The sequence below is a fragment of the Mycobacterium sp. genome, assembly GCF_044370595.1.
Classification (GTDB): domain Bacteria; phylum Actinomycetota; class Actinomycetes; order Mycobacteriales; family Mycobacteriaceae; genus Mycobacterium.
In genome coordinates, this window is record NZ_JBILVF010000086.1 from 1 (window position 1) to 13,863 (window position 13,863).

Annotated in this window: 15 protein-coding genes and 1 pseudogene; 6 read left to right on the forward strand and 10 right to left on the reverse strand. The window is 68.3% G+C overall.

The window, feature by feature from the left end; all coding sequences use genetic code 11:
- Positions 1-1,022: acyl-CoA dehydrogenase family protein (locus ADBZ5N_RS12055; RefSeq protein WP_526257718.1), on the reverse strand; the 1,022-nt coding region annotated here is incomplete at its 3' end.
- 193 nt (positions 1,023-1,215) lie between these two features.
- On the opposite strand from ADBZ5N_RS12055, the gene ADBZ5N_RS12060 reads away from it, so the two are divergent.
- From ADBZ5N_RS12060 to ADBZ5N_RS12070, 3 genes and pseudogenes are all read left to right on the forward strand, one after another.
- A complete protein-coding gene (locus ADBZ5N_RS12060; protein ID WP_526257719.1) occupies positions 1,216-2,106 on the forward strand; it encodes a DUF1295 domain-containing protein in 891 nt (296 codons plus the stop codon).
- Positions 2,103-3,227 (forward strand): FAD-dependent oxidoreductase, encoded by a 1,125-nt coding sequence (locus ADBZ5N_RS12065; RefSeq protein ID WP_526257720.1) that lies wholly within the window; start codon positions 2,103-2,105, stop codon positions 3,225-3,227. The genes ADBZ5N_RS12060 and ADBZ5N_RS12065 overlap by 4 nt, the downstream gene beginning before the upstream one ends.
- Positions 3,228-3,475: 248 nt before the next feature.
- Positions 3,476-3,643 (forward strand): annotated as a pseudogene (locus ADBZ5N_RS12070) (PHP domain-containing protein); the annotation flags it as partial.
- Between the two features lie 6 nt (positions 3,644-3,649).
- On the opposite strand, the gene ADBZ5N_RS12075 reads toward ADBZ5N_RS12070, so the two are convergent.
- From ADBZ5N_RS12075 to ADBZ5N_RS12095, 5 genes are all read right to left on the reverse strand, one after another.
- On the reverse strand, positions 3,650-6,373 hold the full coding sequence (locus ADBZ5N_RS12075) for a penicillin-binding protein (RefSeq protein WP_526257721.1): 2,724 nt from the start codon (positions 6,371-6,373) through the stop codon (positions 3,650-3,652).
- Between the two features lie 61 nt (positions 6,374-6,434).
- Positions 6,435-6,914: a ribonuclease E activity regulator RraA gene (gene rraA / locus ADBZ5N_RS12080; RefSeq protein WP_526257722.1), complete on the reverse strand. Its 480-nt coding sequence runs from the start codon at positions 6,912-6,914 to the stop codon at positions 6,435-6,437.
- 6 nt (positions 6,915-6,920) lie between these two features.
- A complete protein-coding gene (locus ADBZ5N_RS12085; protein ID WP_526257723.1) occupies positions 6,921-7,418 on the reverse strand; it encodes a hypothetical protein in 498 nt (165 codons plus the stop codon).
- Positions 7,419-7,949 carry a copper resistance CopC family protein gene (locus ADBZ5N_RS12090; RefSeq protein WP_526257732.1) on the reverse strand — a complete coding sequence of 177 codons (531 nt, stop codon included), beginning with the start codon at positions 7,947-7,949 and terminating at the stop codon, positions 7,419-7,421.
- Between the two features lie 5 nt (positions 7,950-7,954).
- Positions 7,955-8,608, reverse strand: a complete 654-nt coding sequence (locus tag ADBZ5N_RS12095; protein WP_526257724.1) for a DUF6474 family protein — start codon at positions 8,606-8,608, stop codon at positions 7,955-7,957.
- A gap of 178 nt (positions 8,609-8,786) precedes the next feature.
- On the opposite strand from ADBZ5N_RS12095, the gene ADBZ5N_RS12100 reads away from it, so the two are divergent.
- From ADBZ5N_RS12100 to ADBZ5N_RS12110, 3 genes are read left to right on the forward strand one after another with little or no spacing between them, the layout of a single operon-like run.
- Positions 8,787-9,668: a hypothetical protein gene (locus tag ADBZ5N_RS12100; protein WP_526257725.1), complete on the forward strand. Its 882-nt coding sequence runs from the start codon at positions 8,787-8,789 to the stop codon at positions 9,666-9,668.
- A gap of 15 nt (positions 9,669-9,683) precedes the next feature.
- Entirely contained in the window at positions 9,684-10,175 is a 492-nt protein-coding gene (locus ADBZ5N_RS12105; RefSeq protein WP_526257726.1) for an ImmA/IrrE family metallo-endopeptidase, read from the forward strand.
- Complete coding sequence (locus tag ADBZ5N_RS12110) at positions 10,172-11,290, forward strand: hypothetical protein (protein ID WP_526257727.1); 1,119 nt, start codon at positions 10,172-10,174, stop codon at positions 11,288-11,290. The genes ADBZ5N_RS12105 and ADBZ5N_RS12110 overlap by 4 nt, the downstream gene beginning before the upstream one ends.
- A 4-nt stretch (positions 11,291-11,294) precedes the next feature.
- Here ADBZ5N_RS12110 and ADBZ5N_RS12115 read toward each other — a convergent pair whose 3' ends face one another.
- The 4 genes from ADBZ5N_RS12115 to ADBZ5N_RS12130 form a co-directional block, all read right to left on the reverse strand.
- Positions 11,295-11,693, reverse strand: a complete 399-nt coding sequence (locus ADBZ5N_RS12115) for a transcriptional regulator (RefSeq protein WP_526257728.1) — start codon at positions 11,691-11,693, stop codon at positions 11,295-11,297.
- A gap of 386 nt (positions 11,694-12,079) precedes the next feature.
- A complete protein-coding gene (locus ADBZ5N_RS12120; RefSeq protein WP_526257729.1) occupies positions 12,080-12,610 on the reverse strand; it encodes a peptidase in 531 nt (176 codons plus the stop codon).
- 161 nt (positions 12,611-12,771) lie between these two features.
- Positions 12,772-13,395: a superoxide dismutase gene (locus tag ADBZ5N_RS12125; protein WP_526257730.1), complete on the reverse strand. Its 624-nt coding sequence runs from the start codon at positions 13,393-13,395 to the stop codon at positions 12,772-12,774.
- A gap of 140 nt (positions 13,396-13,535) precedes the next feature.
- Positions 13,536-13,685 carry a hypothetical protein gene (locus ADBZ5N_RS12130; protein ID WP_526257731.1) on the reverse strand — a complete coding sequence of 50 codons (150 nt, stop codon included), beginning with the start codon at positions 13,683-13,685 and terminating at the stop codon, positions 13,536-13,538.
- Between the last annotated feature and the right edge of the window lie 178 nt (positions 13,686-13,863).

Sequence of the window (13,863 nt, forward strand, 5' to 3'; positions counted from 1 at the left end):
CCGTACATGGAATAGCTGTGGTAAAGAAGTCCTTCCGGCCCCAGCAGATCCATGCAGAACTCGTAGATCTTTTGGTTGAGCTCCGCGCCCACCATCTTGCCGATCGAGCCTTCGGGTCCGGGGCCGCCGGTGGTCGTTGCGGCAGCCCGGGACCGCTCCGAGGTCAGCCGCTGGGCCTCTGAGCGCAGCCATAACTGGGTCAGACGGTCGCGCAACACCGGGGTGTGTCGATCGGGCCGCGACGCCCACAACTGCACCGCATCGGCGATGGCGCCGCCGCCGCGACGGCTGCCACTGGCACCCAGGGCGCTGCGCTCATTCATCAGCGTCGTCATCGCCACCCGCCAGCCGTCCCCGACCGCACCGAGTCGGTGGATGTCGGGAATGCGCGCGTCGATGATGTAAACCTCGTTGAATTCGGCCTGACCGGTCATCTGCCGTAGCGGCCGGGTCTCGACACCGGACGCGTGCATGTCCAGGACGAAGTACGTCAGCCCTTTGTGTTTGGGGGCATCCGGGTCGGTGCGGGCCAGCAGCAGGCCCCAGCGGGCCTTGTGCGCCAGGCTGGTCCAGACCTTCTGGCCGTTGATGATCCAGTCCCCGTGGCCGGACTCGTCCCGTACCGCGGAGGTGGCCAAGCCGGCCAAATCGGATCCTGCGCCCGGCTCGGAGAACAGCTGGCACCAGATGTCCTCGGTGGTGGCCAGTGGACGCATGAAGAATTTCTTGATCTCGTCGTTGGCGGCGTGCTCGCGGACAGTCGGGGCGGCCATGCCGTAGCCCATCGGGTTCAGGCCCAGCGGCACCGGGCCGCCGGCGCCCTGCAGGATAGTGTCGGCGACGGCCTGCAGCCCCCGGGAGGCGCCCAGCCCGCCGAGGCCTTCGGGGAAATGAATCCACGACAGCCCGGCGTCGTAGCAGGCGCCGAGAAATTCGGTCACCGGAACCTGTTTGGGGTCATGTTCGGCAACAACCGTCTGGGCCAGTTCCGCGACCCGATCGGCATCAGCAGAAGTGCTCATGCAGCCACGATAACCGTGTCCCGGCGGGCGTAGACCAGGGTGGCGTAGCCGAAGGCCCCGCGGGGGCGGGATGGGCCGGCGGGAGACGAGCACCGCGGTCATCAAGCGGCACTACCCACGAAGTGACGTCGTCTAACATTCCGGGCAGCGGGGGGTGCGGGCCTCAGCGGTGGCCCGGGGTGAGGAGGCCGCCATGAACAAACGCCGTGCATTGACGGTGGTCGCGATGGCCTACATCATCGCCGTCGCCGTAGCGGCCGCCTGGCTGCTCTGGGGACCGAGCACCGGCCGGCTGTGGTTGGACACCCTGATCGCCGATGTGCTGGCCACGCTGGTGATCTTCGGCTTCAGCCGCGCCTACCGGAACTCCAGTTTCTACGACGCGTACTGGAGTGTGATCCCGCCGCTGCTGGTGGCCTACTGGTGGTGGCAGGGTCCGATCGGCCTGTCCGGTCCCGGAGCGCTGCGCGGATGGCTGATGGCGGTGGTGGTCGGCTACTGGGCGGTGCGGCTGACATCGAACTGGGCACACGGATTTGCCGGTATGCACCACGAGGACTGGCGCTACCCGATCCTGCGGGACGGTGCAGGCCGCTTCGAGTTCCTAGCCGACCTTTTCGCCATCCACCTCTTTCCGACGATCCAGGTCTTCGTCGGCATGGTGCCGGCCTACATTGCCCTGACCCGGCCCGGTGACGGACTGGTGTGGCTGGCCTGGCTGGCGTTCGCCGTCGGCATCGCCGCTGTCACCCTCGAACTGGTGGCTGACACCCAGATGCGCCGGTTCGTTGCGGCCGGCCGGCCCGGGGGCGTGATGGATCAGGGGTTGTGGGCGTGGTCGCGTCACCCGAACTACCTCGGCGAGATCGGATTCTGGTTCTCGGTGGCGCTGTTCGGTATTGCCGCCTCGCCCCGGGACGCCTGGTGGTTGTTCGTCGGGGTCGCGGTGATGGTGGCGATGTTCCTCGGCGCCAGCATCCCGATGATGGAAAAGCGGAGCCTGGAGCGTCGTCCGCAATACCAGGACGTGATCGCCCGGGTGCCGCGTCTGGTGCCGCGTCCGCCCCGCCGGGCCCGGATGTGAATCGCCCGCGGGTGGTGGTGGCCGGTCTGGGCGACAGCGGACTGCTGACCGCGATCCGGCTGGCCCGGTCGGCCGATGTGGTCGGCATTTCGGCGAAGCCCGCACTGGTCAGCGGTCAGGAACTCGGGGTGCGACTCACCCGCCCGGCGGACTGGGCGCGTGACTACTGGGTGTCCTTCGACCGCTACCGCGCCCTGGACACCGTCCGGACGGTGCACGCTGAACTGACCGGGGTGGATTTGGCTTCCCGCACCGTTCACGCACGGCGGCCGGACGGGACGCCCGTCGCCGAACCCTATGATGCCCTGGTCATTTCGACCGGTGTGACCAACGGTTTCTGGCGCACACCGGGATTGCAGAATGCCGATGAGGTCCGGGTTGAGATCACCGCGGCCCATGACCGTCTGGCCGCCGCCGCATCGGTGATGGTGATCGGCGGCGGTGCGGCGGCGGTCAGCGCTGCGGCCAACATCGCGGCCCGGTGGCCGAGCACCGCGGTGGATCTGTACTTTCCCCACGACCGCGCACTGCGGGAGCACCACCCGCGGACCTGGGACCACCTGCAGCGCCGATTGGATCGGCTGGGTGTGGGCGTGCACCCCGGACACCGGGCTGTTGTCCCGGAGGGATTCAACTGCGACGCCATCACCGACGGGGAAGTGCGATGGTCGACCGGGCAACCGCCGGCCCGGGCCGACGCGGTGCTGTGGGCGCTGGGCCGGGTGCGGCCCAACACCGCCTGGCTGCCGCCCGACCTGCTCGACGCCGGCGGATTTGTCCACGTCACATCGGAATTGCGGGTTCCCGGGTACCGCGGCGTCTTCGCCATCGGGGATGTCGCGGCCACCGACCCGTTGCGGTCCTCTGCCCGCAATCGGGCCGATGGGATCCTGGCGCACAACATCCTGGCCGAACAGGCGGGTCGTACGCTGCGGTCCTACCGTCCACCGCGCCGCCGCTGGGGGTCGGTGATCGGTATCCAGGCCGACGGGGTGGAGGTGTTCGCGCCGAACGGTCGCCCGTTTCGAATACCGGCGTGGTCGGTGCGACGGGTGCTCATGCCACTGATCGTGCGACGCGCGATCTACCGCGGTGTGCGGGTGAACCAGCCGCTCGGTTAACCGACCCGCCGCCTCTGAGCGCGAGTCACACTGGAGTGATGGATCCGGTGGCGGCGCTGCGGCAAATCGCCTGCTACAAGGACCGTGCCCGGGAGTCATCGCAGCGCTGGACCACCAGACCGGGGACCGTCTGGGCCGCAGCGAAAGCTGGCAGACCCTGTCCGGCGTCGGGCCGAAGACCGCTGCCGTGATCGCCCAGGCCTGGTCGGGTCGAGAGCCGGATGTGTTGGTCGGATTACGCAGCGTTCGCCGATCAACTCGGCTGCGCATTCTCCATCGACACCGACACGCACGCCCCCGGCCAACTGGACTTTCTCGGCTACGGCGCGCAGCGGGCGTTGGACGCCGGAATCTCCGCCGACCGGGTCATCAACACCTGGTCGGCGGACCGGCTGCTGGCTTGGCCGGCCCGCTGACCGCCGCTACGGCGGAGGCGGCGGCGGCAGTCCCGGCGGCGGTGGCGGTGGCGGGGGTGGCGGCGGAGGAGGCGGAGGCGGAGGCGGTGGCGGAGGCGGAGGCGGCGGAGGCGGCGGCGGCAGCGGCAGGAACTCCGGCCCAGGGGGTGGCGGTGGCGGGGGCGGAGGAGCCGCTGGGATGGTGATCGGCGGCAGACCCGGAATATTGATGATGTTGACGCCCGGGGGTGGCGGCGGCCCCGGGTCGACCGGGGGCGGCGGTGGCGGCGGTGGCGGCGGGTTGTAGTCGGGGATGTACTCCGGGGTGTAGCGCGGTGAGTCGTCGTAGGTCGGGGTGTAGGCCGGGGGCCGCGGCGGCGGTGTGTAGGCCGGCGGCGGGATGTAGACCGGCGGCGGGATGTAGACCGGCGGCGGGTTGTACACCGGCGGCGGCGCGACACCGTTGCTGGTGTTCACCGTCACCACCGATCCCGGCATCAGCAGCCCGGCGGGGGTGGTGCCGACCACGGAGTCCTTCTTGGCGGTGCTGTTCACCTGTGCCGGGTCATCCGGCACCTTGAAGCCGGCATCGCGGAGGCGCTTGATGGCCGCATCGAGTTTCATCCCCACCACGGCGGGGACCTCGACCGGTGGGGCGCCATTGACGTAGCGCGGATCGGTCGGCGGCAGCGTCACCGGTCCGAAACTCGTGGCAATGGGGTTCATCGCCAGGAACCACGTCTGAGCCGGGGAGGTGCCGCCGTACAGGTTGCCCTCACCGCCGCACTTGCGTAGCGGGAACGTGCACAATGCCGCCGGCTGCGGGGAGTCGTCGAAAATGTAGCTGGCAGCCGCCAACTGGTTGGTGTAGCCGAGGAACGCCGACGAGCGGTGCGATTCGGTGGTGCCGGTTTTACCGGCCATCGGCAGTCCCCATCCGGCCGCGCCGGCCGCCGGGGCGCCGGTACCCATGGTGGTGTCCTTGGCCATCGCGACGGTCAACGTGTTGGCCAGCCCCTCGGGCACCACCTGCTCGCATTTGGCGGTCGGGACCATCACCTCTTGGCCGCGACGGTCGAACACCTGCTCGATCGGGTTCGGGGGGCACCACATGCCGCCGGATGCCAGGGTGGCCGCGACGTTGGACAACTCCAGGGCGTTGACCTCGAACGGGCCGAGGGTGAACGAGCCGATGTTCTCCCGCTTGATGTAGTCGGCGAGGCTCTCGTCACTCTTGGGCACATAGTCCCGGGCGCTCCCCGGCTCACCGTAGGAACGCAGCCCCAACCGCACCGCCATGTCCACCGTGCGTCCGACTCCCACCTGCTCGATGAGCCGGGCGAAGGCGGTGTTGGGCGACAACGCCAACGCGTCGGCCATGCTCAACGGACTGCGGTAGGGGGCGGCGTTCTTGACGCACCACGTCTTGGGCGGGCAGCCCGGGGTGGCGCTGTCGCCGAGCCCCTGACCGGCGAAGAACGGCGGCACGTCGAGCAGGGCGTTGATACCCATCCCGGAGTCCAGCGCCGCGGCGCTGGTGAAGATCTTGAACACCGAACCGGCGCCGTCGCCGACCAACGTGAACGGCTGCGGCTGCACTGTCTGGCCGGCTTCCAGCTTCAGTCCGTATCCGCGGTTGTTGGCGATCGCCAGCACCGGGTGGCGGTCCTTGCCGGGCCGGATGACGCTCATGACGCTGGCCACGCTGTCCAGGGCGGGGTCGGCGACGGCATTGATCGCGTTCTTGACGCTGGTCTGCACCTTGGGGTCCAGGGTGGTCTTGATGAGGTAACCCTTGCGGGCGACGTCTTCCTTACTGATGCCCGCCCGGGCTAGATACTCCAGGGCGTACTCGCAGAAGAACGCGCGGTCGCCGGCTGCGATGCAGCCCTGCGGCAGGGAGGCCGGCTGCGGCAGCACACCAAGGGGCTGCTGCTTGGCTGCGCGCAACTCCTCCGCCCGGTCGGGCAGGTTCTCGATCATGGTGTCCAGCACCACGTTGCGGCGCTCCAGGGCGCCCTCCGGGTTGGTGTAGGGATTCAGCGCGGTCGTCTGCTGCACCAAACCCGCGAGCAGCGCCGCCTGCTGCCAATTCAGTTGGGACGCTTCGACGCCGAAGTAGGTTCGCGCCGCGGACTGCACCCCATGGGCGCCGTTGCCGAACGGAACCAGGTTCAGATAGCGGGTCAGGATCTCCGCTTTGTTCAGCGACTTACCAAGTGCCAGCGCCATCCGGATCTCCCGCAGCTTGCGGGCCGGGGTGGTCTCCACCGCGGCCTGGCGCTCGGCATCGGTCTCGGCGTTCACCAACAGGTTGAAGTTCTTGACGTACTGCTGCTCGATAGTCGAACCGCCGCGGGTGTCGGTGCCCCCCTTGAGGAAGCCCGCCAAACCAGTGAGGGTGCCCTGCAGGTCCACCCCGTTGTGGGCGGCGAAGCGCTTGTCCTCGATCGAGACGATCGCCAGTTTCATGGTGTCGGCGATGCTCTCGGTGGGCACCTCCCAGCGCCGCTGGACGTACAGCCAGGCGATCGGCTTGCCTTCAGCGTCGACCATCGTCGACACCGCCGGCACGTCACCGTCCACGAGGTCCGCCGACCGCTGGGTGAACAGGTCCGACGCACGGTTGCTGGCCATTCCCAGGCCGCCCACGACCGGAAACATCAGTCCCGCGATCAGAACACCGGCCAGCAGGCACAACAGTGCCAATTTCCGGACGGTGGGCCGCGTCGGGGGGTAGCGATCCGACATTCCGTCCACCCTAAGCCGAACCGAACGGGCGGTCCAACGCGGGCACCCCTCGCCGCCCGGCTCAGACCGCCGTCACAACGATGCCGTCGTCATCGCTGAACGCCAGATCGCCCGGACAGAAGTCGACACCGCCGAGGCAGATGACGAGATCACGCTGGCCGGCACCGGTTTTCTCACTCTTGCGCGGGTTCGTCCCCAGCGCTTTGATACCGATCCGCAGGGTGCGCAACGTGGCGGCGTCGCGGACCGCGCCATTGATGATCAGCCCGGACCAGCCGTTGGTGCGACCGAGGTCGGCGATGACGTCACCGACCAGGGCCGTATGCAGCGAACCGCCGCCGTCGACGACCAGGACCCGGCCGTCGCCGGGCTCGGAGAGGACCGACTTCAGCAGCGCATTGTCCTGGAAACAGCGGACGGTGGCGATCGGCCCGGCGAACTCGCTGATCCCGCCGAACTGGCGGAATTGCAGATCGCAACTGCGCACGCCGGCACCGATGTCGTCGACGAGGTCGGCGGTCGGCCGGAAGGTGACGGTCATCGTGGTTCAGCCGCGGCGCAACCGACTCAACACCAGCGCCACCAGGCCGGCCGCGGCCAGGCCGAGGGAAACGGGAAGACGGTAGTCGCCCTGTGGGCCGGACCGGGCCACGGCCGGACTGTCGGCCCGCTGAACCGAGGGCTTGGCATCGGTGGCCGACTGCCGGGCAGGAGAGTCGCCGGCGGTCAGCGCCGCGCGCGGCGGCGGTGCCGTCAATGCGGGCCGGGCAGGCGCGGGGACGGCCTTCTTCGCGGGAACCTTTTTGGTGGGAACCTTTTTGGTGGGGGCCTTCTTCGCGGGAGAACTTTTAGCGGCTGCCTTTTTTCCGGGAACCTTGGCGGGAACCTTGGCGGGAACCTTGGCGGGAACCTTGGCGGGAATCTTTGCCGGAACCTTCGCGGCTGGAACTCGTTTGGCGACCGTCTTAGCGGGAACCTTCTTGACCGCCTTCTTCGGCGTGGCGGGGGCCTCTGCGGCGTCCTCCTTGTCCTGGGAATCTGCCATCTACCCCTCCTCGCTGTGCTGCGCGATGATTCCAGTCTGGCTGCGCCGGCGGTGCACTGCCCACAGCAGTGCACCGGCGATCAGTGCGGTCAGGCCAACAGCGAAGGGCCACATCGGAACCCGACCCGCTGGGTCCGGATTCTGCACGGCCGGGCCGGGCTGACCCGTTCCGGGCACCGTCACTGTGAATGACCACGATCCCGACACTACGTGGCCGTCGGCGGAGGTCACCCGGTAGTTCGCGGTGTACGTGCCGGCCGGTCCCAGCGGCCGCACGCCGACGCTGACCGTCGCGCCCCGAACCGCGGCATCGCCGCTGGACCACAGATTGCCGTCCGGACCCACGACCGTCATCGCCGCGAACGTCGGCTGCAGTTCCTCGTTGAATGTCGCGGTCACCCGTTCAGGTCCGGCGGTGAGGGTCGAATCGGCGGCCGGGTCGGTCGCGGTCAGGGCGGTGTGCGCGGAAGCGCTCGGCACCCCGGCGGTGGCGGCGGCGATCAACAACACGCCGAGGAGTAGCCGCACCAGGAGCACTAGAGGACCCCCAGCCGAGCCATGATGTCTGCCTCGATGCCGTCGAGTTGCTCACCGATCGAGGCCTGCGCGGCCCGGCGCCGGGGTCCCGGCATGTTCTCCGCGGCCGGCACCGCGGCGGCCAGCGCGGTCAGCCGTTCGGTGATGGCGGACACGAACTGGCGGGTCTCGGCGTCGGAATTACGCTCGTCGACCAGCCGCAACGACTGCTCGGCGCCGGCGATCCGCGCCGACAGTCGTCCGCCGGCGCCGGAGAACTGGCCCAGTTGGGTCAGCGGAACGCCCAGCCGGTCGGCGCGGCGTTCGTCGATGACGCCGCGGGCGGAGATCGCGGCGCGGTAGGCGACCGGCACGACGACCGGCGCCAGCAGCCGGGAGGCCGTCAGGGTGCGCCGAATCCGTCCCGGTGCCAGTAACTTGCCCTCACGCGCGGCGCGAAGTTGAGTTTCAGCAACCTTCAGCGCGGTTCGGTCACTGCCTTTCTGCGCCCGCAGGGTTGCCTTGGCTGTCTTCTCCTCGGCGCGTGCGGAGGCCTTGATGCGTTTGCCTTCGTTCTTCGCGGCGAGCTTGGCTTCCATTTTCGCCTTCGCCTTGAGGGCACGGGCTTCGGCGCGCCTGGTCGCGCGACTCTTTCGCTTGGTGAACAGGCCCATCGCAGCTGCCTTTCTCCTCTGGGGGCGGCGGCACACATCGGCCCGACGACCGACCCGTGCGCTAAACCCTATCGCCCGGACCAAGCCGCGATTAAGCGACCTGCGGATATGCCACAATTGGAGGGCTTCTGCAAACTCCGGCGCCGTCTTGGGCGCCCCGTTCGTGTCAGGGATGTTCGTGAACCGGTCGGTGATCACAGGGACGATCGCCACTGTCGTGCTCTGCGCCGGAGCCGCCGTCGCCGCGGCGGCACCCGCAGCCGCCGACCCGTCTGGATCGGGCACTGTTGCCGATACCCCCGGCACCGATACCCCCGGCACCGAAACCGCCGGCACCGAAACCGCCCGCACCGAAACCGCCCGCACCAAAACCGCCGACACCCCGCGCCGACGCGGGCAGGCCCCCACCCGGACGCCGGGCACCGACGCGGCCGGTGCCGTGACCACACCGTGGCCCTGCCCGTGGCCGCCCATCGTCGCGCCGGCACCCGCGCCGGATCCGGCGGACGGGGGCAGTGGCAACGGCCTCATCGCGGGTCTGCCGGTGCCCATGCCGGCGGCGGCGCCCCGGATGGTCGCGGAGCCGGAACTCCCCGAATTCGACGCCCCATCTGACGCCCCATTCGACGCCCCATTTGACGCCCCATTTGACGCCCCATTTGACGCCCCATTCGACGAGGCGCTGCCCCAAGCCCCGACTGTCAGTGCGCTGCCGGCCGCAGCCGCTGATCCGCCCGCCGCGCCACCGCCAGCGGCAAACCCGCCGGACCCCGCCCCGAGCAGCCCGCCGGTGAGCGGCCCAACCGCGCCAACGCCGCCCAGCCCGTCGGCCGCGGCCGCACCCGTCTCGCTGCCCGGCCTGCCCGGCCCGCCGGACTCGGTTCGGCTGGGGTACCCGGAAGAATTACGCAACGCCGACTTCACCACCGTGGCTGCCGCGGCGCTGCCCGGTGTGGTGGCGATCGTCGGGATGACAGCACTCGGCGGGCTGATCGGGTACCGCCAGGCCAAGGCCGGTTACGTCATGCAGGCGGCCGGGGCGGCAGGGTTCCTGCGATGACCGGAGGAACGGGCGATGTCAGCTGACCGCCAGGTGACCCAAGCCGTCAACGACGTGCTGGCGCTCGCGCCCCGTCGCGGGGAGGTGTCCCTGGCGCGGCTGGTTGCGGCGGTCGGTGCGCACCGGTCACGACCGATCGAGGTCACCACCGCCGAACTACCACCGGGCGTTTCGGGGCAGTGGCGTCAGTTCGCCGACCACGACGAGTTCCTCATCCAGGAAGGCCTGCCCACCGCCGACCGGACGTTGGCCCATGAACTGGGCCATCTGGTGCTCGGTCATGAGGGGATCCCGGTAACCGAACTGGCCAGGGAGACAGCCGAATTGGCCAGCGATGATCTGATCAGCTACATGCTCAACCAACGCACCGGCTGTATGGGGCCGGGTGGCGAGGACGTCGAACAGCAGGCCGAGGATTTCGCTGCTCTGCTGCTGCACCGCCTCGGCCGATTGCCCAGTGACCGCACGTCGATCGTGCAGGTTCGCCTCGGTGAGGCGTTTGGTTGATCGTCTGGATCATCGCCGGTCTGCTGGGGATGGCGACCGGACTGCGGATCGGTTGGGCGCTGGTCAACCAGCAGTCCGTCGTCAGCAACGCGATGATCATCGCGCTGGGCAGCTTGGCTGTCGTGGCCGCCCTGAACTGGCCGCCACTGGCGTTGCTGGTCAACACCGGCCTGCGCTGGCCGAACATTGCGGTCGGGCTGAGCCAGGTGGCGCTGGTGGCCTCGGCCGCGGGCAGTTTCGTCATGATCACGTCGGTGGCCTCGACGGCGCGGCCGGAGGTCACCCGTCGGCTGGCGGTCATCCAGTACTGCGTGGCGGCGGCGATCGCGGTGATCACCCTGGTGCTGTTCACGGGCGACGGACGCGAACCGGAGATGGCCCCCAAGGAGTACCTCGCCCGCAACCTCGGCCTGCCCGGTGAGGTGCTGGACTGGCTGATCCCGCTGCTCTACGTGCTGCTGGCCTTGACGGTGGTGGCCTGGGTGGGCATGCGGCTGTCCAGTGCCAGCCGTCGCGGGCGCGCTCTGCTGCTGTTCACCGCCGGCATGGTTCTGATCGTCGCGGCCAGCGGCTTCTTGCTGTCCCGGGCGGTCGGCGCCCCACGGCAAGCCGGTGTCAGCACCGCGGTGACCCTGTTGCTGTGCGCTATGGCCATCGTTGCGGCTGGGGCGTTGCTGCCCTCGATCGAGGACTGGATCGGTGCGCGCCGGGAACTACGTCTCATCGAACCGCTGCGCCAGGAGATGCACCGCCGACACCCCGACATCGGGATCGGCGTGCGGCCGCGCGGACCGTTGGTGTTCCGGGTGGCCGAGCGGCTCTCGCTGATCTCCGACGCGCTGTATCTGGAGAGCCTGCGGGCACAGCAGCCCGGGGCAACTGAGGATCCCGAGCCGCCTGCCGGGCTCACCTCCGCTGAACAGGCACGCAGCGTCGCGATGTGGGTCAAGGCCCAGGGAGCCTTCCCCGGACGCCGTTGGCTGCACCAGCCCCCGGACTGCTCGGACCGCGACTGGATTCTGCAGATAGCCCGGCAGTACCGGGAACTGAACGACCTGGCCGGAACGGACCGTCGACGTTCAGCGCGGCCCAGATCCGACCGGGCGACCGGCTGACGGGTCAGGCTTCGAGGTGCTCCCGGCGGCGCAGTTCATCGACCTTCTCGACGACGTCCTGCTGAGCTTCCGGCGACAGACCGACCGCGCGTGAGGCGATCCGGCGAACGCCCTCATCGCGCATGTGGGCAAGCCAGGTCAGTTCTTTGTCGAGCTTTTCGTAGTACGCGTCGTCGGTGAAGTACTCCGGTTTGATGCGAAAGAAGTTGGCAAGCGCCGTCATCGTCGTCGCGGACGGATTGGTGCGGTTGCCGGAACGCAGCTGGGACAGGTACGGGGCCGACATGGTGACACCCTCGACCTTGAGCGCTGCGATCACCTCGGCGGACGTGTGCGGACCCCGACCCGGCGGGTAAACCGTGTCGAACAGCCGGTTCAGCCGCGCGGCGAACGTTGTACTCATCGAATGACCTCCATGCGTGAATTCTCGAGCCTCAGAAACCCTTTATCGTCTTTGCTGACGAATGTACAGCGAGGTCGTGCGATCGGCCAACTGCAAACTCCGATTAGCCCATCCTGTTGCGATCCGCGCGGGGCACGACAGTCGCCGCACAGTTGCAGCGCCCGCCGGGAGATGGAGGCCAAATGGGCTGCTGCGACGAGTAAGGATACTTATGCTTGCCTGCTGTTCATTAGCCGGGATCTTATTCCGGCCGACCGGATACTCTGCTCGGGGCGCCGCCGGGCAACCGTCGAACTCGATGCCCAGACGCCCCTCGCCCCCCGCGCTCGATTTGCTGGAAACTCAGGAAATGTTCAGGTTTCACTCAGGTTTGTGATGCGGGGGCGTCACGCCGCGAGCAGCATCGCCAGGATGGCGGTATCGGGGTGGCTGATGGGATCGACGCCGACCCGGCTGACCATATTGGTCACCGTCCCGTCGGCCTCGGCCTCCACCCAGGCCGCCCGGTGCTCCAAGCCCAGATGGGGCAGCCCGGGCAGGAGTACGCAACCCGATGCGGCCCCGGAGCACTCCGGCAGCGACGGTGTCGTCTCACTGGGGGGATGCAGCATCATCAGCGCCGGTGGTTGACGGTCGGCGAAATGGCCCGGCGCAACCGCCGATTCCCCCACCACAGTGCCTTCTGCGAGGACAAGTCCTACGGTTCCGGGGTGCGCCTTCTCCGGTAACTCCTCGCGAACACCGAAAATGGTTGTGGTGGAGAGTAATCCGGGCAGTGATGCGACCCGCACCGCCATGGTCAGAAGCTGCGCCCACTCCTTGGTCGAGTTAGGCCACCGCCCGGAAACCACAAAGCCTTTCAGTGAACCGCGGGCATGGAAGGGCGCAATCTCGATGCGGCGTCCTGAATTGTCCATCTCGCCTCCGCGACACCTCGTTACAGCCAGTGCGACACGACAGCGGGTCCGTTCGTCCAACAGCATGGGGCACAGCAGCGCTGGCAGACAATAGGACGCGAGTGCTAATTACGCAGAAGGGGCGTCGCGCGTGTGCGCCACGCCCCTGGCGGCCGGGCTGATCAGCCGAAGATCAAGCCTTTGGTCTTCGAAATGGCGCCGGCGTAGCGGCTTTGTACGTCTTCCCAATTGACGACATTCCAGAATGCCTTCACGTAGTCGGCCTTGACGTTCTTGTATTGCAAGTAGAACGCGTGCTCCCACATGTCGACCTGCAGCAGCGGGATGATCCCGAGCGGCACGTTGGCCTGCTGGTCGTACAACTGAAAGGTCAACAGCCGATCGCCCAGGCTGTCATAACCCAGCACCGCCCAGCCGGAGCCCTGCAACCCGTTGGCGGCCGCGGTGAATTGAGCACGGAACTTGTCGAAGGAGCCGAACGCGTCGTCGATTGCGGCGGCTAAATCGCCGGCGGGCTTGTCGCCGCCGTGGGGTGACAGGTTCTTCCACCAGATCGAATGGTTCACGTGGCCGCCAAGGTGGAATGCCAGATTCTTCTCGTTGAGGAAGATTGCGGCGTGGTCGTCATTGGCCCGGGCCTCCTCGAGTTTGGCGACCGCGGCGTTGACGCCGGCGACGTAGGCGGCGTGGTGCTTGCTGTGGTGAAGTTCGTTGATCTGGCCGGAGATGTGGGGTTCCAAGGCCCCGTAGTCCCAATCAAGGTCCGGCAGGGTGTAGTCAGCCACGCGATTCCTTCCTCTCTCGATGCAGTGCGTTGGTGCGTTCAAGCGGTCCGCGCGCCTCCAACATTGCTCTATCCACGGCACGCACCGCAAGGACACCGCAACCCGGCTGGCACCTTGGGTTCAGGCCGGCACAGGTGGGTTCAAAGCAGAATGAGCACGCCCAGCCCGACCAGCAGAACCAGGGAGATTGCGGCCGCGCGCAGGGCGGCGACGTAATAGGACCTCGTCGACGTCGGCGACGACCAGGGCGACACCCCGGAGGCGTGGGGGTGATCGGACGGCGCCGTCATCGCCACACCTGCCCGACATGGCTAGTCAATGACCTGACCCCCTGCGCGTTTAGTGAAGTGTGTCACAGCCGTGTGAGGTGATCATAGGGCCGTCCTGGCAGGTGTTCCAAAAGAGTCCTCCCCGCGCGGGTGAGCCAGTGCCGCCCCAGCCGCGGCGGGCGTGTCGTTCGGCGCGTCG